Annotated in this window: 18 protein-coding genes; 9 read left to right on the top strand and 9 right to left on the bottom strand. The window is 71.8% G+C overall.

Annotated features, from left to right (window positions below; genetic code table 11):
* Nucleotides 1-46: 46 nt before the first annotated feature.
* Together QC385_RS09610 and QC385_RS09605 are read left to right on the top strand one after the other, a co-directional pair.
* On the top strand, nucleotides 47-859 hold the full coding sequence (locus QC385_RS09610; protein ID WP_279540832.1) for an SAM-dependent methyltransferase: 813 nt from the start codon (nucleotides 47-49) through the stop codon (nucleotides 857-859).
* Nucleotides 856-2,997 carry a putative bifunctional diguanylate cyclase/phosphodiesterase gene (locus QC385_RS09605; RefSeq protein WP_279540831.1) on the top strand — a complete coding sequence of 714 codons (2,142 nt, stop codon included), beginning with the start codon at nucleotides 856-858 and terminating at the stop codon, nucleotides 2,995-2,997. Before QC385_RS09610 ends, QC385_RS09605 begins: the two co-directional genes overlap by 4 nt.
* A gap of 30 nt (nucleotides 2,998-3,027) precedes the next feature.
* Here QC385_RS09605 and QC385_RS09600 read toward each other — a convergent pair whose 3' ends face one another.
* Nucleotides 3,028-3,642 (bottom strand): TetR/AcrR family transcriptional regulator, encoded by a 615-nt coding sequence (locus QC385_RS09600; protein WP_279540830.1) that lies wholly within the window; start codon nucleotides 3,640-3,642, stop codon nucleotides 3,028-3,030.
* A gap of 97 nt (nucleotides 3,643-3,739) precedes the next feature.
* On the opposite strand from QC385_RS09600, the gene QC385_RS09595 reads away from it, so the two are divergent.
* On the top strand, nucleotides 3,740-4,357 hold the full coding sequence (locus tag QC385_RS09595; RefSeq protein WP_443032869.1) for a peroxiredoxin-like family protein: 618 nt from the start codon (nucleotides 3,740-3,742) through the stop codon (nucleotides 4,355-4,357).
* A 19-nt stretch (nucleotides 4,358-4,376) separates the two neighbouring features.
* On the opposite strand, the gene QC385_RS09590 is transcribed toward QC385_RS09595, so the two are convergent.
* The gene (locus tag QC385_RS09590) at nucleotides 4,377-5,261 is read right to left on the bottom strand and encodes a LysR family transcriptional regulator (RefSeq protein ID WP_279540829.1); all 885 of its coding nucleotides are present in this window, start codon (nucleotides 5,259-5,261) and stop codon (nucleotides 4,377-4,379) included.
* 119 nt (nucleotides 5,262-5,380) lie between these two features.
* Between QC385_RS09590 and QC385_RS09585 the strand changes: the two genes are divergently transcribed.
* From QC385_RS09585 to QC385_RS09565, 5 genes are all read left to right on the top strand, one after another.
* Nucleotides 5,381-6,049: a succinate dehydrogenase gene (locus QC385_RS09585; RefSeq protein ID WP_279541234.1), complete on the top strand. Its 669-nt coding sequence runs from the start codon at nucleotides 5,381-5,383 to the stop codon at nucleotides 6,047-6,049.
* A gap of 2 nt (nucleotides 6,050-6,051) precedes the next feature.
* A complete protein-coding gene (locus QC385_RS09580) occupies nucleotides 6,052-8,001 on the top strand; it encodes a fumarate reductase/succinate dehydrogenase flavoprotein subunit (RefSeq protein WP_279540828.1) in 1,950 nt (649 codons plus the stop codon).
* Entirely contained in the window at nucleotides 7,998-8,747 is a 750-nt protein-coding gene (locus QC385_RS09575; RefSeq protein ID WP_279540827.1) for a succinate dehydrogenase/fumarate reductase iron-sulfur subunit, read from the top strand. Before QC385_RS09580 ends, QC385_RS09575 begins: the two co-directional genes overlap by 4 nt.
* A 208-nt stretch (nucleotides 8,748-8,955) precedes the next feature.
* Nucleotides 8,956-9,723 (top strand): GNAT family N-acetyltransferase, encoded by a 768-nt coding sequence (locus QC385_RS09570; RefSeq protein ID WP_279540826.1) that lies wholly within the window; start codon nucleotides 8,956-8,958, stop codon nucleotides 9,721-9,723.
* On the top strand, nucleotides 9,723-10,535 hold the full coding sequence (locus QC385_RS09565) for a lysophospholipid acyltransferase family protein (protein ID WP_279540825.1): 813 nt from the start codon (nucleotides 9,723-9,725) through the stop codon (nucleotides 10,533-10,535). Before QC385_RS09570 ends, QC385_RS09565 begins: the two co-directional genes overlap by 1 nt.
* Before the next feature lie 61 nt (nucleotides 10,536-10,596).
* Here QC385_RS09565 and QC385_RS09560 read toward each other — a convergent pair whose 3' ends face one another.
* Both QC385_RS09560 and QC385_RS09555 read right to left on the bottom strand, forming a co-directional pair.
* Nucleotides 10,597-12,945: an excinuclease ABC subunit UvrA gene (locus tag QC385_RS09560; RefSeq protein WP_279540824.1), complete on the bottom strand. Its 2,349-nt coding sequence runs from the start codon at nucleotides 12,943-12,945 to the stop codon at nucleotides 10,597-10,599.
* An 11-nt stretch (nucleotides 12,946-12,956) separates the two neighbouring features.
* Nucleotides 12,957-13,955 (bottom strand): LLM class flavin-dependent oxidoreductase, encoded by a 999-nt coding sequence (locus QC385_RS09555; protein WP_279540823.1) that lies wholly within the window; start codon nucleotides 13,953-13,955, stop codon nucleotides 12,957-12,959.
* A 145-nt stretch (nucleotides 13,956-14,100) separates the two neighbouring features.
* Here QC385_RS09555 and QC385_RS09550 point away from each other — a divergent pair, with 145 nt between their 5' ends.
* On the top strand, nucleotides 14,101-14,826 hold the full coding sequence (locus QC385_RS09550; protein ID WP_279540822.1) for a nucleotidyltransferase domain-containing protein: 726 nt from the start codon (nucleotides 14,101-14,103) through the stop codon (nucleotides 14,824-14,826).
* Here the strand turns inward: QC385_RS09550 and QC385_RS09545 are convergent.
* The 5 genes from QC385_RS09545 to QC385_RS09525 all read right to left on the bottom strand — a co-directional run bounded on the left by QC385_RS09545 (nucleotide 14,775) and on the right by QC385_RS09525 (nucleotide 19,842).
* On the bottom strand, nucleotides 14,775-15,941 hold the full coding sequence (locus QC385_RS09545) for a GTP-binding protein (RefSeq protein WP_279540821.1): 1,167 nt from the start codon (nucleotides 15,939-15,941) through the stop codon (nucleotides 14,775-14,777). The genes QC385_RS09550 and QC385_RS09545 overlap by 52 nt on opposite strands.
* 5 nt (nucleotides 15,942-15,946) lie before the next feature.
* Nucleotides 15,947-16,117: a 50S ribosomal protein L32 gene (rpmF, locus tag QC385_RS09540; RefSeq protein ID WP_279540820.1), complete on the bottom strand. Its 171-nt coding sequence runs from the start codon at nucleotides 16,115-16,117 to the stop codon at nucleotides 15,947-15,949.
* Nucleotides 16,118-16,220: 103 nt separating this feature from the next.
* Complete coding sequence (locus QC385_RS09535) at nucleotides 16,221-17,816, bottom strand: solute symporter family protein (RefSeq protein WP_279540819.1); 1,596 nt, start codon at nucleotides 17,814-17,816, stop codon at nucleotides 16,221-16,223.
* Nucleotides 17,810-18,253: a DUF485 domain-containing protein gene (locus QC385_RS09530; RefSeq protein ID WP_279540818.1), complete on the bottom strand. Its 444-nt coding sequence runs from the start codon at nucleotides 18,251-18,253 to the stop codon at nucleotides 17,810-17,812. The genes QC385_RS09535 and QC385_RS09530 overlap by 7 nt, the downstream gene beginning before the upstream one ends.
* A gap of 380 nt (nucleotides 18,254-18,633) precedes the next feature.
* On the bottom strand, nucleotides 18,634-19,842 hold the full coding sequence (locus QC385_RS09525; protein WP_279540817.1) for a right-handed parallel beta-helix repeat-containing protein: 1,209 nt from the start codon (nucleotides 19,840-19,842) through the stop codon (nucleotides 18,634-18,636).
* Nucleotides 19,843-20,811 lie beyond the last annotated feature (969 nt).

Here is a 20,811-nt window from a genome sequence, read left to right as displayed (position 1 = left end):
GTAGCCTCTGCTCGAACACCGGATCGCCTACGCCTTGGAGAGATAGATGGAGCGTCCCGCCTGGGCCCCACGGAGCATCGACATCTCGGTGCCCAGCGTCTCCCGGATGTACGACTACTACCTGGGCGGATCGCACAACTTCGAGGTCGACCGGGAAGCGGCCCGCAGGGCCATGGAGTTCATGCCGGGACTCCCCAAGATCATGCAGGCGAACCGGGCGTTCATGCGCCGCGCCGTGCGCTACGCGGCCGACCAGGGCATCGGCCAGTTCCTGGACATCGGCTCCGGCATCCCCACCTTCGGCAATGTGCACGAGGTGGCCCGGGCCGCCCGCCCCGGCGCGCGCGTGGTGTACGTCGACCACGACCCGGTGGCCGTGGCGCACAGCCAGGCGGTCCTTCAGGGCAACGACGACGCGGACATCGTGGCCGCGGACCTCCGCAAGCCCGAGGAGATCCTGCGCAGCCCCGAGGTGGAGCGGCTGATCGACCTGAATCAGCCAGTGGCGCTGCTTCTCGTTGCCATACTGCACTTCGTGGAAGACGAGGACGACCCGTACGGAGCGGTGGCCGAGCTGAGCGAGGCGCTCGCGCCCGGCAGCCTGCTCGTGCTCAGCCATGCCTCGTACGAGGGGATCCCGCTGCCGCCGGAGCGGGCCGGGGGCGCGGTGAACGTGTACCAGGACATCCGCAGCCCGCTGATCATGCGCTCGCGCGAGGAGATCGCGCGGTTCTTCAAGGGGTACGACATGGTGGAACCCGGACTGGTGGCGATGCCGCGCTGGCGGCCCGACACCGCACCGGAGGACGAGGATCCGTACGCGTTCTCCGGCTTCGCGGGCGTGGGGCGTACGGCGTGATCGCGGAACCGGACGGGCCGGAGGACAGACTCCGCCGGTTCGCGACGATCTGGAGCCGGGCCGTCTTCCCGGTGACCTCGACGTCGTCGACCCGGCCCGAGTTCGAGGAGGAACTGCTTCCGTTGGCCCGGCGGTTGAGCGAGGCACTGCTGGCCCGGGCCTTCGACGCCGACGCGGGCAGGGCGGTGGGCGCCGCCCTCGTGGACGCGCACTGCACCGACCCGGAGGCGCTCAGCCGCACGCTGGACTGCGTGGACGCCTACCTCGTCCTGTACTGCGGCGGTGACGGCGACCAGGAAAGCCTGCGGGCGCGTTCCGCGCGGCTCCAGCACGCGATGGCCGCCGGCTTCGCGCAGGCGCTGCGCGAACGGACGCTGGCCGAGCAGGAGGCCATCGCCCAGGCCGCCCTCCAGGCGCAGGGCGTGGTGGCACAGGCCCTGCACGCGACCGAGGCCCGCTTCCGCGCCGTCTTCGAGGGTGCGGCGATAGGCATCGGCATGGCCGACCTCGACGGCAACATCCTCCAGGTCAACGGCGCGCTGCTGCGCATGTTCGGGGTCTCCGAGCAGACGATGCGCGGCCGCACCGTCATGGAGTGGACCCACCCCGACGACGCGCCGCAGACCTGGCGGCTCTACGACGAACTCGTGCGCGGCGAGCGTGAGCACTACCACCTGGAGAAGGCGTTCTACCGCCCTGACGGAACAGTCCTGTGGACCAACCTGACGGTCTCCCTGCTGCGGGACGCCGACGGCACTCCGCAGTACCAGCTCGCGCTCATGGAGGACACCACCGAGCGGCGGCTGCTCAATCTGAGGCTGCGTTACGAGGCCACGCACGACGCGCTGACCGGCCTGCCGAACCGCACCTTCTTCTTCGAGCGCCTGGAGAAGGCACTGGGCGCCGGGAAGGGGCAGCGGTTCGGCCTCTGCTACCTGGACCTGGACGGCTTCAAGACCATCAACGACAGTCTCGGCCACGCGGCCGGCGACCGGCTGCTGGTGGAGGTCGCCGACCGGCTCCAGTCCTGCGCCACCGCGCCCGGCGAGATGGTCGCCCGGCTCGGCGGCGACGAGTTCGTGGCCCTGACCACGGGCCCCGACACCCAGCGCGAGGTCGACGAGCTCGCCACGCGCATCATGAACGCCCTGCTCGCGCCGATCAGCGTCGACGGCAGGGAGCTGACCGTGCGCGGCAGCATCGGCATCGTCGAGGGCCCGGCCGGGGAGCGCAGCCCGGCGGAGGTGCTGCGCAGCGCCGACATCACCATGTACCGGGCCAAGTCGGCGGGCGGCAACCGCTTCGAACTCGCCGACCCGGAGGCGGACGCCCGCGCCATCACCCGGCACGGGCTGACCACGGCGCTGCCGACGGCCCTGGAACGGGGCGAGTTCTTCATCGAGTACCAGCCGCTGGTCCATCTCGGCGACGGCAGTGTGCGCGGTGCGGAAGCCCTGGTGCGCTGGCTGCACCCGCAGCACGGGGTGCTCGGGCCGGACCGCTTCATCCCGCTCGCCGAACACACCGGGCTGATCGTGCCGCTGGGCCGCTGGGTCCTGGAACAGTCGGTGCGGCAGGCCCGTGAGTGGCGGGAACTGCACGGTGGTGTGGAGGCGGGCCCGCTGCGGATCAACGTCAACCTCTCGCCCTGCCAGCTGAGCCACCCCGGCCTGGTCCAGGACACCATCGACATCCTGGAACGAGCGGGCGTCCAACCGGACGCGCTCTGCCTGGAGGTCACGGAGTCGGCGCTGATCGGGGCGGACGACGACCTGCTCAAGCCGCTGCGCCGCCTGGCGGAGATGGGCGTCGACATCGCCCTGGACGACTTCGGCACCGGCTACTCCAACCTCGCCAACCTGCGCCGCCTGCCGGTCAGCGTCCTCAAGCTGGACCGCTCCTTCACCCAGAGCATGCAGCAGTTCCCGGCCGACCCCGTCGACCTCAAGATCGTCGAGGGGATCGTCTCACTGGCCCACAGCCTGGACCTCGCGGTGACGGTCGAGGGTGTCGAGACGGGTGCGCAGGCCGAGCAGTTGCGGATCCTGGGGTGCGATACGGCACAAGGCTGGTACTACGCCCGCCCCGGCCCCCCGGAGCGGCTGCACGAACTGGCGCTCGTGGACGCGGCGGGCTGAGCCACCGGTGGACCGCTGCGAGGCGCCGGGTCAGGTGCCCAGCCCGCGCAGCAGCAGCGCGAGACCGCCCAGGAACTCCCGGTCGGCACTGACCTTCCGGGCGTTGCGGGCGGTCTCGGTCATGTGCGGAAAGGCGTCGGGCGGCAGCTCGGTGATGGCGACCGTGCCCTCGCCGGCCAGGGGTCCGAGGTGCTCGAGCTGGATGGCGCCGATGACGTACCCGAGCAGGCCCCGCAGCGCGACCACCCGCTGATCGCCGTCGAATCCCGCCTCCGTGAGCACGCCGAGCACGGACTCCGACCAGCGCAGCCCGGCAAGGGACCGGTGCCGGTGGGTGACGGTCAGGGGCACGATCTCGGGATGGGCGGCCACGGCGTCGCGCAGCCGGCGCACCAGCACCTCGATGCGCTCCTGCCAGGACGCCTCGGGGCCGGGCGGCTCGGTGTCCACGGTACCGAGCACGAGGTCGACGACGAGCCGTTCCAGCTCCTCCCGGTCGTCCACGTACCGGTAGAGCGCCATCGTGCTCATCCCGAGTTCCTTCGCGACCGAGCGCATGGACAGCCCGGTGAGCCCGTCGCGGTCGATCACGGCGAGGGCGGCCGAGGCCAGCCGGGCATGGCTGAGTGAGCGAGGGCGTGGCATGACGATGTTCAGCGTACGCCATACGCCAACCTTGTTAGGTGTACGGCATACGCTTACACTCGGTAGGAGTATGCCGTACACCTACGAAGGAGCGCTCATGCTCATGCGCAGGCCCGCGCGGCCGGTGGAGTCCGGCTCCACCGTCACCGGACGCCACCTGGCCACCGTCTCCGGCGACCCCGTCGCCGTCCCCGATCCCGAGCGCCTGGTCCACCTCCAGTTCCGGCGGTTCGCCGGCTGCCCGGTGTGCCATCTGCACCTGCGGTCGGTGGTCCGCCGGCACGCGGAGATCGAGGCCGCCGGCATCCGTGAGGTCGTGGTCTTCCACTCGCCTGCCGAGGAGCTGCGTCGGCACACCGCCGACCTGCCCTTCGCGGTCGTCGCCGACCCCGGCAAGCGGCTGTACGTCGAGTTCGGCGTCGAGTCGGCTCCCCGGGCCCTGCTCAGCCCGCGCGCCTGGGGGCCTGTCGCCAGGGCGGTGCTGCGCGGTGGGTGGGAAGTCCTCCGTGGCCGCGAACGGCTCCCCGCGACCAGCCAGCCCGGTGGCAGGCTCGGCCTGCCCGCCGACTTCCTCATCGGCCCCGAGGGCCGGGTCCTCGCCGCCAAGTACGGCGAGCACGTCAACGACCAGTGGCCGGTCGACGAGCTCCTGCGCCTGGCCTCCTCCCACCGGCCGACCGTCGGCCACCCTCCGGCGCGGCAGCCGCAGCCGTAGGCCGAGACCCGCGGGCGCCTCACCGCTCCAGCAGCATCCGGTGCAGCTCCCGGGCCGCCCGCGGCGGAGCCACATCGCTGCGGTGCGCCAGCGCGATCGTGCGGTGGAGGCCGGGTCTGGCCAGCGGGGTCACCCGCAGACCGCGGCCCGACCTCGCCGCCACCATCCGCGGCACGACGGCAACCCCCAACCCGGCCCGCACAAAACCCAGCACCGCGTCCATCTCCCCGCCCTCCACCGCGAAGTCCGGCTCGAACCCCTCGGCGCGACACGCGGCCACGGTCAGTTCCCGCAGGTCGTAGCCGTGCCGGAACATCACAAGGCGTTCGCCCTCCAGGTCGGCGACGCGCACGGTACGCCGCCCCCGGCCGGGCTTCGGCGCGTCGGGGGAGGAGACCACGACGAGATCCTCCCGCAGCAGCTCCACCGTGGTCAGCGCCGGGGACGGCGTCGGCAGGGGCAGTACCACCAGGGCGAGGTCCAGGGCGCCGCGTGCCAGCTCCCGCACCAGGTCGTGCGAGCCGCCCTCCTCGATCAGCAGCTGGACGCCCGGGTAGCGGTCGTGGAAGGCGCGCAGTACGTCCGGCAGCAGGCCCGTGCACAGGCTGGGTGTGGCACCGAGCCGCACCCGCCCACGGCGCAGCTGCACCAGCTCCAGCACCTCGTGCCGGGCCGTGTCCGCGTCCGCCAGGATGCGCCGGGCCAGGGGGAGGAGGGCCTCCCCGGCGTCCGTGAGCGAGATGTTGCCCCGGGCCCGCAGGAACAGATCCGCGCCCAGCTCCCGCTCCAGCGCCTTGATCTGCTGCGACAGCGAGGGCTGCGCGACATGGACCAGATCGGCGGCCCGGGTGAAGTGCCGCGTCTCGGCGACGGCCACGAAGTACTGGAGCTGCTGGAACTGCATGCTCCCACGATAGCCCCAGCCTATGGAATCAAGCCGGACCATGTCTTGGACCGATCGGCTCCGCGTCCGTAGCGTGCTGTTCCATGGCTCTGGCAACGCGGACGGATCGACGGCCGTCCCTGGCACGCACCGTGTGGGACTCCACCCTCGGCAAGAAGACCGTGATGGCGGTCAGCGGGCTGATCATGCTGCTGTACCTGGTCGTCCACATGATCGGAAACCTGAAGATCTTCTTCGGGGCCGGCGAGTTCGACCACTACGCCCACTGGCTGCGCACCGTCGGCGAGCCGTTCATGCACTACGAGTGGACGCTCTGGCTGGTCCGGATCGTGCTGGTGGCCGCCGTCGTCGCCCACGCCGTGTCCGCGTACCAGCTCAGCCGCCGTGACATCAGGGCGCGGCCCAGCAAGTACGTGCACAAGAGGCCGCGCGCGAGCTACGCGACGCGGACCATGCGGTGGGGCGGGGTCATCCTCGGGCTGTTCATCGTCTGGCACATCCTGGACCTCACGACCGGCACCGTGCACCCCGGCTTCCGGCCCGGCCACCCTTACCAGAACGTCGTGGACACCTTCTCCACCTGGTACGGCAACGTCATCTACATCGTCGCGGTGCTCGCGCTCGGACTGCACGTGCGGCACGGCTTCTGGAGCGCCGCCCAGACCCTCGGCGCCGGCAGCCGCACCCGCGACCGGGCCCTGAAGACCGTCGCAAACGTCCTCGCGCTGCTGCTCACGGCCGGCTTCATCGCCGTACCCGTGGGCGTCATGACCGGAGTGGTGAGCTGAAGATGACTTCCTACGCCGACTACGCGACCGGTGAGCCGGTCGTCGACACCAAGGCCCCGTCCGGGCCCGTCAACGAGCGCTGGGACAAGCGGCGCTTCGAAGCCAAGCTGGTCAACCCCGCCAACCGGCGCAAGCACACCGTCATCGTCGTCGGCACCGGCCTCGCCGGCGGCTCCGCCGGGGCCACCCTCGCCGAACAGGGCTACCACGTCGTCCAGTTCTGCTACCAGGACTCCCCGCGCCGCGCCCACTCCATCGCCGCGCAGGGCGGCATCAACGCCGCGAAGAACTACCGCAACGACGGCGACTCCGTCCACCGGCTGTTCTACGACACCGTCAAGGGCGGCGACTTCCGCGCCCGCGAGTCCAACGTCCACCGGCTCGCGCAGATCTCCGTCGAGATCATCGACCAGTGCGTGGCACAGGGCGTGCCGTTCGCCCGCGAGTACGGCGGCCTGCTGGACACCCGCTCCTTCGGCGGCGTCCAGGTGTCGCGGACCTTCTACGCCCGGGGCCAGACGGGACAGCAACTGCTGCTCGGCGCCTACCAGGCGCTCAGCCGGCAGATCGCCGCGGGGAACATCGAGATGCACCCGCGCACCGAGATGCTCGACCTGATCGTCGTCGACGGGCGGGCGCGCGGGATCGTGGCCCGGGACCTCGTCACCGGCAGGATCGACACCTACTTCGCGGACGCCGTCGTCCTCGCCAGCGGCGGCTACGGCAACGTCTTCTACCTGTCGACGAACGCCATGAACTCCAACGCCACCGCGATCTGGCGGGCGCACCGGCGCGGCGCCTACTTCGCCAACCCCTGCTTCACCCAGATCCACCCCACCTGCATCCCGCGCACCGGCGAGCACCAGTCCAAGCTGACGCTGATGAGCGAGTCGCTGCGCAACGACGGCCGCATCTGGGTGCCGAAGGCCAAGGGCGACGACCGCCCGCCGAACGAGATCCCCGAGGAGGAGCGCGACTACTACCTGGAGCGCATCTACCCGTCCTTCGGCAACCTGGTGCCCCGTGACATCGCCTCCCGGGCCGCGAAGAACGTCTGCGACGAGGGCAGGGGCGTCGGGCCCGGTGGGCAGGGCGTCTACCTCGACTTCGCCGACGCCATCGAGCGCATGGGCCGGAAGGCCGTCGAGGCCAAGTACGGCAACCTCTTCGACATGTACCAGCGGATCACCGACGAGGATCCGTACAGGGTGCCCATGCGGATCTACCCCGCCGTGCACTACACGATGGGCGGCCTGTGGGTCGACTACGACCTCCAGACCACCATCCCCGGCCTGTTCGCGATCGGCGAGGCCAACTTCTCCGACCACGGGGCCAACCGGCTCGGCGCCTCCGCGCTGATGCAGGGACTGGCCGACGGCTACTTCGTGCTCCCGGCGACCATCAACGACTACCTCGCCCGCAACCCGCTGGGGGACCGGGTCGACGCCGGCCACCCGGTCGTCCAGGAGGTGCTGGCCGAGACCGAGGACCGGCTCAACCTGCTGCTGTCCGTCGACGGCGACCGCACCCCCGACTCCTTCCACCGCGAGGTCGGAGAGCTCATGTGGGAGTTCTGCGGCATGGCCCGCACCGACTCGGGGCTGCGCAAGGCGCTGGAGCGCATCCCGCAGATCCGGGAGGAGTTCTGGCGGCGGATCAAGGTGCCCGGCACCGGCGAGGAGTTCAACCAGTCGCTGGAGAAGGCCAACCGCGTCGTCGACTACCTGGAGCTGGCCGAGCTGATGTGCCTCGACGCGCTGCACCGCGACGAGTCCTGCGGCGGCCACTTCCGCGAGGAGTCCCAGACCCCCGACGGCGAGGCCGAGCGGAAGGACGACCAGTTCGCGTACGCGGCCGCCTGGGAGTTCACCGGCACCGGCGAGGCTCCGACCCTGCACAAGGAAGACCTGGTCTTCGAGTACGTCCACCCCACCCAGCGGAGCTACGCATGAAGCTCACCCTGCGCGTCTGGCGGCAGAAGAACGCCGACGCCGAAGGCGCCATGTCCACGTACGAGGTGGACGGCATCTCGTCCGACATGTCCTTCCTGGAGATGCTCGACACCCTCAACGAGGAGCTCATCCTCAAGGGTGAGGACCCGGTCGCCTTCGACCACGACTGCCGCGAGGGCATCTGCGGCGCCTGCTCGCTCGTGATCAACGGCGACGCCCACGGGCCCGAGCGGACGACCACCTGCCAGCTGCACATGAGGTCGTTCAAGGACGGCGACACGATCGACATCGAGCCGTGGAGGGCGTCCGCCTTCCCGGTGATCAAGGACCTGGTCGTCGACCGTTCGGCGTTCGACCGGATCATCCAGGCCGGCGGGTACATCACCGCGCCGACCGGTGCGGCTCCCGAGGCACATGCCACGCCGGTGCCGAAGCCGGACGCCGACTTCGCCTTCGAACACGCCGAGTGCATCGGGTGCGGTGCCTGTGTCGCCGCGTGCCCGAACGGGGCGGCGATGCTGTTCACGTCCGCCAAGATCAACCATCTGAACGTGCTGCCGCAGGGCGCGCCCGAGCGCGAGACGCGGGTGCTGGACATGGTGGCGCAGATGGACGAGGAGGGTTTCGGCGGATGCACCCTCACGGGGGAGTGCGCCACGGCCTGCCCCAAGGGCATCCCGCTCATGTCCATCACCGGCATGAACAAGGAGTGGCTGCGGGCCACGCGGAAGGTGAGCAAGCGGTAGGTCCGGGCAGGTAGAAGCGTTCGCCGTCTGGTGCGGACGGGCGGGGCCGGTTGGTGCTCACCGGCCCCGTCTCGCCTGTCCGGGCCCCTGGCATTCAACATCCCGGCATCCACGCTCCCGGCACTGGTCACGCGAAGGTCAGGCGGCATGGGCACAACAGTGACGGCGGCACCGCTCGCCGCCCCCGGCCCGTGACCAGGAGAGAGCCATGACCGGCGTACTGACCGTCGACCGCCCCGCGCAGCCCACGGCCCCCACCCGCTACACCGTCGCCCTCGCCCGGAGCGAGGAGGACGTGCGTGCCGCGCAGCGGCTGCGGCACGACGTCTTCGCCGGGGAGCTGGGCGCCCTGCTGTCCGGCTCACAGCCCGGACTGGACGTCGACCCGTTCGACGCGTACTGCGACCACCTGCTCGTGCGTGAGGAGACGACCGGCCAGGTCGTCGGCACCTACCGGCTGCTGCCGCCGGAGCGCGCGGCGGTCGCCGGACGCCTGTACTCCGAGGGCGAGTTCGACCTGAGCTCCCTCTCCGGGATCCGGCCGGAACTCGTCGAGGTCGGCCGCTCCTGCGTGCACCCCGACCACCGCGACGGCGCGGTCATCAGCCTCATCTGGGCCGGGATCGCCCGCTACATGGTCGACCGGGGGCACGAGTGGCTCGCCGGCTGCTGCTCCGTCCCGCTCGCCGACGGCGGCACCCTGGCCTCCGCCACCTGGGACCGGGTGAACGCCAAGCACCTGTCGCCGCGGGAGTACCGTGTGCGGCCGCTGCTGCCGTGGGTCCCGGGACCGGCGCCCGCCGCCCGCGTCGAACTGCCCGCCCTGCTGCGCGGCTACCTGCGCCTCGGCGCATGGGTGTGCGGCGAACCGGCCCACGACCCGGACTTCGGCGTCGCCGACCTGTACGTGCTGCTGCCGATGAGCCGGGTCAACGCGCGCTACCTGCGGCACTTCCTGTCCCTCGTGCCCGCCTGATGAGTGCCTGGCTGCCCACCGCGCCCTGCACACCGCGGGCCTGTGTCGAGGCGCCGGCGGGGGTGACGGCGCGTGCCGTGCCGCGTGCCGTGCTGCGGCTCACCGGGGTCGTCCTGCTGCTGCTCGCGGGGATCGTGCTGTCGCCGCTCGGCGCTCGGATACCGGCGTCCCTGATCCGGCGGTGGTGCCGGTGGATCGTGCGGGCCGCGGGGGTCCGGGTCCGCATCACCGGCGCCGCCGCCCCCACCGGCGGACTGCTGCTGGTCGCCAACCACATTTCCTGGCTGGACGTGCCGCTGCTCGCCGCCGTACGCCCCGCGCGGATGCTGGCCAAGAGCGAGGTACGGCGGTGGCCCGCCGCCGGGCCGCTGACCGCCCGCGGCGCCCTGTTCATCGACCGGGACCGGCTGCGGGCACTCCCGGACACCGTCGCCCGTATCGCCCGGGCCCTGAGCGAGGGCGCCGCCGTCGCGGCCTTCCCCGAGGGCAGCACCTGGTGCGGCCGGGCCCAGGGCACCTTCCGCCGGGCCGTCTTCCAGGCCGCCCTCGACGCCGGGGTGCCGGTCCAGCCGGTCCGGATCCGCTACCGGCTCACCGGCGGAACCACCGCCACCGCCCCCGCGTTCGTCGGCGACGACACCCTGCTCGCCTCCCTGTGGCGGGTGGCGACGGCCCGCGGCCTGGTCGCGGAGGTGGAGATCCGCGCCCCCATACCCCCGGGCACCCACTCCGACCGCCGCGCCCTGGCCCATTCCGCACAACCACAGGAGACGGCGGCACCGGCGTGGACGCACACGGTGCTGGTGGCGTAGGGCGTGCCGAGGCTGTTCCCCTTGGGCCGCCGCGTGGGGCTGGTTCGTTCCCCGACCGGCCTCAGCCGGCCCCGGACAGCGTGCGGGCGAGATACGGCGCTGTCCTGCTCTGCTCCGACCGCGCCACCTCCGCCGGCGGTCCCTCCGCCACGATCCGGCCGCCCGCGTCGCCGCCGCCCGGACCGAGGTCGATGACCCAGTCCGCGCCCGCGACGACGGACATGTCGTGCTCGACGACGATCACCGTGTGCCCGGCGTCGACCAGACCGTGCAGCTGGCGCATCAGGACGTCCACGTCGGCCGGGTGGAGGCCGGTCGTGGGCTCGTCGAGGAGGTAGAGCGTGTGGCCGCGCCGGCCGCGCTGGAGTTCGCTCGCCAGTTTGATGCGCTGAGCCTCACCGCCGGAGAGCTCGGTCGCGGGCTGGCCGAGGCGGAGGTAGCCCAAGCCCACGTCGAGCAGCGTGCCGAGGCTGCGGGCGACGGCCGGGGTGTCCGCGAAGAACTCCGCCGCGCTCTCCACCGTCAGGTCCAGCACCTGCGCGATGTTCCGCCCCCGGTACGTCACCTCCAGCGTCTGAGGGTTGTACCGGGCCCCGCCGCAGTCCGGGCAGGGCGCGTACGTGCTCGGCAGGAACAGCAGCTCCACGCTGACGAACCCCTCGCCCTGGCAGGTCTCGCAGCGCCCGCCCGCCACGTTGAAGGAGAACCGGCCGACGCCGAAGCCCCGCTCGCGTGCCCCGTCGGTGGCCGCGAACACCTTGCGCACGACGTCGAAGAGGCCGGTGTAGGTGGCGAGGTTCGAGCGCGGGGTGCGTCCGATCGGCTTCTGGTCGACCGAGACCAGCCGGCCCACTCCGGCCGTGTCCTGCGTGAGCTCCCCGATGAGCGTGGACTTGCCGGAGCCGGACACCCCGGTGACCGCGGTGAACGCCCCGAGCGGGAACTCGGCGGACACACCGCGCAGGTTGTGCCGGGTGACCGGCCCGGTCTTCAGCCACCCGCTCGGTTCACGCACCTCGCGCGCGGGGACGGGGGAGTCGTCGAACAGGTAACGGGCCGTCGCCGACTCCTCGACGGCCGCCAGCCCGGCCACCGGGCCGCTGTGCAGCACCCGCCCGCCGTGCTCGCCCGCGTGCGGCCCCACGTCGACCAGCCAGTCGGCCCCGCGGACCACATCGAGGTGGTGCTCCACCACGAACACCGAGTTCCTGGCCGCCTTCAGCCGCTCCAGCACGACGAGCAGCGCCTCGGTGTCCGCCGGGTGCAGCCCCGCAGACGGCTCGTCGAGGACGTAGACGACACCGAACAGGCCGGAGCGCAGCTGCGTGGCGAGGCGCAGGCGTTGCAACTCGCCCGCGGAGAGGGTGGGGGTGGACCGGTCGAGGCTGAGGTAGCCGAGGCCGAGTTCGACGATCGGCGCGATACGGGACGTGAGGTCGTCGGTGAGGACGCGGGCGGTCTCCGACGTCGCGTCGAGACCGGCGGCCAGCTCCACCAGCGGCAACGCCGCCAGCTCGGCGATGGTCCGGTCGCCGAACGTCACCGCGAGCGCCTCGGGCCGCAGCCGGCTGCCATCGCACGCCGGGCAGGGCGTGCTGGTGAGGAACCGCTCGGCCTTCGCCCGCAGGGCCGGGCTCTTGGAGTCCGAGAACGTCTTCATCACATACCGCCGGGCGCTCATGTACGTGCCCTGGTACGGCCGCTGGATCCGGTCCGCGTCCCGCACCGGGTGCACGGTGACCACCGGCTGCTCGTCCGTGAACAGGATCCACTCGCGCTCGTCGGCGGGCAGCTCCCGCCACGGCCGGTCCACGTCGTGCCCGAGTGCGTCGAGGACGTCCCGCAGGTTCTTGCCCTGCCAGGCGCCCGGCCACGCGGCGATCGCCCCCTCGCGGATCGACAGCGACGGGTCGGGGACCAGCAGCTCCTCGCTCGTACGGTGGACCCGGCCGAGCCCGTGGCACTCCGGGCAGGCCCCGGCCGCCGTGTTGGGCGAGAAGGCGTCGGAGTCGAGGCGCCCGGCGCCGGGCGGGTAGGTGCCGGCCCGGGAGAACAGCATGCGCAGCGAGTTCGAGAGGTTGGTGACGGTGCCGACCGAGGAGCGTGAGGTGGGAGCCGCCCGGCGCTGCTGGAGCGAGACGGCCGGCGGCAGACCGCTGATCTCCCCGACCTTCGGCGCGCCCACCTGGTGGATCAGCCGGCGCGCGTACGGCGCGACCGACTCGAAGTAGCGCCGCTGCGCCTCCGCGTAGATCGTGCCGAACGCCAGCGACGACTTGCCCGATCCGGACACGCCGGTGAACACGGCCAGCACGTCGCGAGGGATGTCGACGTCGACGCGCTTGAGGTTGTGCTCGCGGGCACCGCGGACACGGACGTACGGGTCGTGGGGGCCGTGGGGGTCGTGCATGGGCAACGACTCTAACCGGAGGTGATCGCGGCCAGCCGCCGGTAGGAGTCCAGCAGCGCCTCGCGGTCGTACGTGCTGGTGGTGACCAGGACCTCCTGCGCCCCCGTCTCCTTCAGCACCGTCTCCAGCTCGTGCGCGACCTGCTCCTCGGTGCCGGCGATGTGGCCGGTGAGGCCGGACTCGTAGAGGCCGCGTTCCTTGCCGGTCATGGTGAGCGCCTCGACGCGCTCGGCGGGCGGCAGGGGCGGGAAGGTGCCGTGCGTGCGGGAGTACGCCATCGCCCAGGCCTCGGGGACGAGCAGCCGCCGGGCCTCCTCGGGGGTCCCGGCCACCGCGACCGTGCCGGAGACGACCACATACGGTTCGCTCGCCCAGGGCGAGGGGCGGAAGTGCTCGCGGTAGTGGTCGATGCCGCGCCGCATCTTCTCCCGGTTCCTGAAGTCGCCGATGACCATGGGCAGGCCCGCACGGGCCGCGACGCCGGCGCCCTCGCCCATGGCCAGGACGAACGGCGGCACGGTCAGCCCCTCGGCGGGACGGGCGTGCACTCCGGTCGGTGAGGTGCCCCGGAACCAGCCGAGCAGCTCCCGCAGCTGGGCCTCGAAGTCCTCGGCGTCCTCCTTGTCACGGCCCAGGGCCTTGCGCACCCCGTCCGTGAAGCCGACGGACCGCCCCAGACCCATGTCGATCCGCCCGGGGAACAGCGACTCCAGCACCCCGAACTGCTCGGCCACGACCAGCGGCCGGTGGTTGGGCAGCATCACCCCGCCGGTGCCGACCCGGATCGTCCGCGTCGCGGCGGCGACGGCGGCCGCCAGCACGGTCGGCGCGGCACCGGCGACGCCGGGCACACCGTGATGCTCCGAGACCCACAGCCGGTGGTACCCGAGGCCCTCCAGCTCCCCGGCCAGCCGCACGGTGTCGCGCAGCGCCTCGGGATGCGTGCGCCCCTCGCGGGTGCGGGAGCGGTCGAGTACGGAGAAACGGGTGGAGGCGATCGAGGAACTCACACCGGGTTCAACGCGTGACGGACCGTGGCATTCCCGCGGGCGCGCGCCTCGCGGAAAACCCGGTGACCGCATCCCCGCACGTCAGGACAATGGAGCGGCACGGCCCGGCATCGCCGGGTACAGCGCGCGAAGAGGGGGACCGGCCATGGCCGTCGCGAACATCCTGCTGTCCGGCATCGTCGGCTCGACCGCGTACGGCCTGGCCCGTCAGGGCTCGGACATCGACCGCCTCGGCGTATTCGCCGCGCCCACCGAGGCTCTTCACGGGCTCCACACGCCGAAGGAGTCCCACGTCACCACGGCACCGGACCGCACCCTGCACGAGGCCGCCAAGTGGTGCCGGCTCGCCCTCGGCGGCAATCCGACCGCCATGGAACTGGTGTGGCTCCCGGACGAGCTGTACGAGGTGCGTACCCCGCTGGGCGACGAACTGATCGGCATACGTGCGTCGTTCCTGTGCGCGAAGCGCGTCCGGGACGCCTATCTCGGCTACGCCACCCAGCAGTTCCGCCGGCTCGAGAACCGCGGCGACGGCTCGTTCTCGGCGGACACCCGCAAGCGCACCGCGAAGCACGCCCGGCACCTGAAGCGGCTGTGCCACCAGGGCCTGTCGCTGTACACCACCGGCCGACTGGAGATCCGCGTCGAGGACCCCGAGGAGTACCACGCCTTCGGCGAGCGCGTCGCCGCCGACCCGGCGGCCGCGCTGCCCCTGCTCAGGCACTACGAGGCCGCCTTCGACGAGACGCCCACCGTGTTGCCCGAGCGGCCCGACGAGGCTGCCGTCGAGGCGTGGCTGCACCGGGTCCGCGGCCTCTTCTACACCGCGGATGCCGCCACGTCGTGCTCGCAGGCCTCGTCGATGCCGTAGGTGTCCCAGGCGGGGAACGGGTCGTCCGCCGGTACGGGCTCGCCGGGTGCGATCAGGCAGCCGGTCAGGGCGGCGTGCAGGGCCGGGGTGTCCAGCGCCGTGCCGATGAACACCAGCTCCTGCACGAACGGGGTGTCCCCGTCCCGGGCCGCGGAGGGCTCGAAGCGGGCGACGGAGCCGGCCTGTGACCACAGGCCCGTCACCCGTGGGCGGCTCGCCAGGGTGAAGAAGCCCTTGGAGCGCAGGATCCGCCCGTACGTCCCGGCGTCCAGTTCCTCCGTGACGAACGTCCACAACCGCTCGGGGTGGAAGGGGAGTTCGGACCGGAAGACGGTGGAGGAGATGCCGTACTCCTCGGTCTCGGGCACGTGGTCGCCGTTGAGTTCCCGGACCCAGCCCGGCGCCTGCTGGGCGCGTTCCAGGTCGAACAGCCGGGTGCCGAGCACCTGGTGGAGGTCCACCCGGCCGTGCGTCGCCGGGACCAGCCGGGCGGCCGGGTTCAGCCGGGTCAGGGCCGCCCGCAGCCGGGCCGCCGCCTCCTCGTCGACCAGGTCGAGCTTGTTGAGGACCAGGACGTCGGCGAACTCCACCTGGTCGACGAGCAGATCGCTGACCGTGCGCTCGTCGTCCTCGTAGGGGGCGAGACCCCGCTCGGCGAGGTCGTCGCCGCTGTCCAGCTCGGCGAGGAAGTTGGCCGCGTCCACCACCGTGACCATGGTGTCCAGCAGGGCCACGTCGTCGAGGGTGGCGCCGTCGTCACGGGCGAAGGCGAAGGTGGCCGCGACGGGCATCGGCTCGGAGATTCCGGACGACTCGATGAGGAGATGGTCGAACCGGCCCTCGCGGGCCAGCCGGTCCACCTCGTCCAGCAGGTCGTCGCGGAGCGTGCAGCAGATGCAGCCGTTGGTCATCTCGACCAGGCGTTCCTCGGTCCGCGACAGGGCGGCCTCGCCGCCGCGCACCAGGGCCGCGTCGATGTTGACCTCGCTCATGTCGTTGACGATGACGGCGACGCGCAGCCCCTCGCGATTGCCGAGGACATGGTTGAGCAGGGTGGTCTTGCCCGCCCCCAGGAATCCGGAGAGGACGGTGACGGGCAGCCGTTCGAGCGACACGGCGGTCAGCCCTCGGTGCGCAGCAGCCCGCGCTCGTAGGCCCTGACCAGGTTCTGCGGTACGAGGTGACGGACGCCGTCGACGGTGACCGGGACCAGTGTCGGCGTGGCGGCCTTCCACTGGGCGCGGCGGTGGCGGGTGTTGCTGCGGGACATCTTCCGCTTCGGGACAGCCATGGGACTCCTCCTCGGTGGACAGGCACCGAGGACGCTACATGAAAATGGAACCCATTAACAATTCGCGTCCCCGGTGCCCGGACACCGATGTCCCGGTGGTGCGTCAGTCGCCGGCGCCCACGAGCATCCGCACCTCGAACTCCTCGTGGATGGTGCTGTCCTCCGCCGGGCCCTTGTCCAGCACCGTGCCGAGCCAGCCCAGCAGGAAGCCCAGGGGAATGGAGACGATGCCGGGGTTCTGGAGCGGGAACCAGGCGAAGTCGGCCTCCGGGTAGAACGAGGCCGGAGCGGAGGAGACGACGGGGGAGAACACGGCGAGCAGGACGGAGCTGGCCAGACCGCCGTAGAGGCTGAGCAACGCCCCCTTCGCTGTGAAGCGCCGCCAGAAGAGGGTGTAGACGATCGTCGGAAGGATCGCGGAGGCCGCGATGGCGAAGGCCAGGAACGCCAGCGTCGCCGTGTTCGCCCCCCAGGCGACGAGGGCCAGCAGGATACCGAGGATGCCGATGACCGCCCCGGACAGCCGGGCGACGGTCAGCTCCTCCGTCTCGCTCGCCCGGCCCTTGCGGATGACCTCGCTGTACAGGTCGTGCGCGAGGGACGAGGCCGCGGCCAGGGTGAGGCCCACCGCCACGGCGAGCAGGGTCAGATACGCCAGGCAGGTCAGCAGCGCGGTGAGGACACTGCCGCCCAGCTCGTGCGCGAGCAGCAGGACGGAGGCGTTGCCGGTGCGGTCCGTGCTCTCGATGGCGTCCCGGCCGAGGAGCGCGGTGGCGCCGAGGCCGAGGATGCCGGCCCCGAAGCAGACCGCGCCGACCAGCCCGATGGCCCACACCACGGAGCGGCGCAGGACGCTGCTGCTGCGCGGGGCGAGCAGCCGCATCAGCACGTGCGGAAGGGCGGCGAGGCCGAGGACGATGGCCAGTTCCAGGCTGAGGAAGTCCAGCTTGTTGCTGACGGTGCCGCCGTAGCGCAGCCCGGGCTCGAGGAAGGCCAGCCCCGTTCCGCTGCGGTCGGCCGCCCTCTCGAGCAGCGCGTTGGGGTTCCAGTCGAAGTGGTACAGCACCCAGCCCGCGGTGAACAGCACGCCCACGATCAGCATCACGGCCTTGATGATCTGGATGACCGTCGCCCCGGGCATGCCCCCGAGGGAGGCGTACAGGATCACGAAGGTACCGATCACGGCCACGCACAGGGTGCGGGTGCCGGCGCTCGGCGCGCCGGTGAACTGCGTCAACAGGGCGACACTGCCCACGAGTTGGGCCACCAGGTAGAGAGTCGTGATGGCCAGGATGCAGACGGCCAGCGCCACCCGGACCGGCCGCTGCTGCCGGGGCAGGCGCAGCGCCACCGTGTCGCCCAGGGTGAACTTCCCGGTGCGTTGCAGGGGTTCGGCGATCAGCAGCAGCACCATCATCCAGGCGACGGTGGTGCCGCCGAGGTACATCAGTCCGTCGTACCCGGTCAGGGCGACCAGTCCGGTGCTGCCCAGCAAGGTGGCGGCGGACAGGTAGTCGCCGCACATCGCGAGACCGTTGCGCAGCGGGGACATGGTGCGGTTGCCGAGGTAGAACTCGCTGATCTCGTCGCGCTGGGGCGCCGTCAGCAGTGCCGTGAACAGGGTGATCACGACCACGGTCAGGAACAGTACGAACGTCAGCTGGAGACTGCTGTCGTCGATGGCGGCGATCGTCACCACGTGCGGAACCCCCTCGCGCCGGGCTGGACGGGCTGCCCGGCCCCTTGGGGTGGCGCCGACGGGCGGCGGCGGTTCTCGTTCTCGTACTGCCGGGACCGCAGACCGCGGGCGAGCGGATCGACCCGGGTGCGCATGTGCCGGACGTAGCACCACGCGGTCACGCCCATGATGACGAACTGCCCGAGACCGAGGGTGAGTCCGATCGTGAGGTGGCCGAACAGCGGCTGGTTCATCACCGCGGGCACAAAACTCGACAACAGCACATACAGCAGGAATCCGCCGACGGACAGGATCGTCGCCCGGGTGCCGAACCGGCGCTGCGCGCGACGTAGAGAGTGGAATTCGGGATGGTCGGATATGCGAGACGGCGGAGCGTGTTCAATGTGCGGAAGCGGGAATGTGGGAGTGTCATCCCGTCGCGGTGGAAATTCGGGCACAGGCGCACCTTCTTCGCTGCTACGTGCCCCGCACTCGACCCCTTCGAGTCAGTGGTCTCGTCCGGTTTTCGAACAGGGTGGAGGGATGCCGGACGCACTGTGGGGGTGCGGGCTCTGTGGGGGTCTCGTGAAACCGAAAAAATCGCTGTTCGGATTCACGCGGACGGCCTCGGGGTTCTGTGTGGAGATCCCCGACCAGCCCCGGCCACGGGTGGTGGCGAGGCTGAATGCGGAGTATGTCAGTGCGACGCTTGAGCCATCAACTGTGCGGGTCAATCGACCTCTGAGTGTGGCTGGTTCACGCCACAGCCGAAGGATTGGTGATAGCGCTACGGCTTACGGGAAAGGGGCGGCCGGCCGCCGGTGAACAGTACGGACCGTCAGAAGCGGGCGCCGACGGCGGTGCCGGACCGGGGGACGAGGAACACCGGTGCCTTCGGCAGCGCGCCGTCCGCCGCCCGGGGGCCCGTGAGCAGACCCGCGTCGGTGCTCAGTACCGAGGCGGCGTCCCAAGTCCCGCCGAGGTTCCAGGAGTTTCCGTCGGCGACGGTCCCGGACCCGACGGCCGCCGGGCGCTGGTCCGCGACGGACAGGTTGCCGGTGAGCCTGGCGGTCCCGGCCGGGACGTCGGCGTCGAAACCCGTACCGGCGTTGCCGTACGTGGAGTTGCGGCTCAGGGTGAGGGAGCCCGGGTTGCCGTTGTCGGTGAAGCCGTGCTTGGCGTTCTTGAACGAGACGCTGCCACGGACCGTGTGGGCCACGGCCGGGGCCGGGCTGCCCCCGCCGAGTTTGAAGCCGTTCCCGTCGCCCGCGAAGTCGGGGAAGTTCCAGCGGTTGAAGCCGTTGCCGTACGCGACCGTGTTCTCGATCGTGATCGGTGAGGTGAACTTCCAGGCGTCGAAGCCGTCGTCGACGTTGTTCCACAGCCGGGCGCCGCGCACCACGTTGCCCGAACCGCTGCCCTCCTTGATGGCCAGGCCGTCGGCGCTCTCGCCGTTCTTGCGGGGGTCGCGGTTGCCGTAACTGTCCAGGTTCAGGATCTGGTTGCCGCTGGAGGCGCCCTGGAGCTGGAAGCCGGACTCGTAGTTGTCGTGCGTGCTCAGGCGCGCGAAGACATTGCTGTCGCAGCCGTCGCAGTACACGCCGTACGGGCCGTTGACGATCTCCAGACCCGAGATCCGCCAGTGCGACGCCTCCATGTGGACGGCCCCGCGCTCGGCACGCGGGATGCTGCCGCCGACCGGGGTGTGGCTGGCAGGCAGTTTCTCCCCGTCGACGACCACACGCTCGCCCTGGTGGGGGGAGAGGGTGATGGGCTGGGACGCGGTCCCCGAGGTCGTGATGGTGATGTTGTCGGTGAGGACGTACGTCCCGCCGCGCACGCTGATGGTGTCACCGGGCCGCGCCAGGTCCACCGCCCGCTGGATGGTCCTCAGCGGCCGGGCGAGCGTACCGGGGGCGGCGTCGTCCCCGTGCGGCGCCACGACCAGGATCGCGCCCGCGGCGGCCGCCGGCCCCGCCGGCCCGGCCAGCGCCATGACCATCGCGGCCCCCGTCATCGCCACCGACCAGATCGCTGCGTTGCGCATACGGCCTCCTGTCTGTGTCTGTGCGTATGCGTGTGTGGGTGTCGCAGAGCAGTGGCCGCCCGGGGGCTGAAGGTTGCCGGGGTCGGGGACGCGGCCGGGCCGGGAGGTGAGGGCGCGCAGGCCGGGGCGAGGCTGCCGGGTGTTGTCGGGGCGGGGAGGTGGCGGGCTGGCCGTGGGCAGGGCCCGCTCGTTCCCGGGACCTGGGGACGGGGCGTCCCGAAGCGGCTCTGGCACGGCCCGCGTTCCTGCGGACCGGGCCCGGGCATGGAGCGGGGCGACGGTCGGCTCCGCGCGCGGCGCCGCGTTGTCGCGGACCGGGAGCCGTGCAACGGACTGGCCGCTCGGATGACGTGCCGGCTCCGGGCGCGGTCCCGTGTGCCCGAGGCCCGGGACCCGCGCAGTGGACTCGCCGCCGCCCGCCACCGGCGCTCGTGCGGTCGGCCTGTTGGGGCGGACGACCCGGGACGCGGACCGGGTTTGGGACGCGGGCGCGCGTCGGGGCAGGGGTGTCGGGCGCAGGTGGCGGTGCGGGGTGACGGGCCGGGACTGGACGCGGCCGGGTTTCCAGAGGACCGGGATTCGCGCAGCGGGCTCGCCGTCGCGTGCCGCGTGCGCTCGTGCGGTGGGCGGAGCCGGGTTCGACGACCTGGGACGCGGAACGGGTCGGGGGGCGCAGGCCGGGGCAGGCCTGCCGGGCGTCGTCGGCGGTGTGGGGTGACGGGCCGTCGCTGGGCGCGGCCCCGCGTTCCCGGGGGCCGGGACCCGTTCAGCGGACTCGCCCCGCGCTCGCGTGGCCGGGCCTGCCCGGGTGCCCGGGGGCAGACGACGAGAACCGCCGGACGTCCTAGGGCGTGTCCGCAAAGTCCCGTCGTCCGCCCGGAGGGCGGGCCTCGCGGCGTCCGGTGCGTGCTCTCGGCGTGCCGGGCGGACGCCCGCGTACTGGTTGTACGTGGGTGTTCGCCCGGTGCG

Origin of the sequence: Streptomyces sp. DH10 (assembly GCF_029813805.1) — a bacterium.
GTDB lineage: Bacteria > Actinomycetota > Actinomycetes > Streptomycetales > Streptomycetaceae > Streptomyces > Streptomyces coeruleofuscus.
Note: the sequence above shows the minus strand (reverse complement) of the source record. Positions and strands in the feature narration are given on the sequence as shown.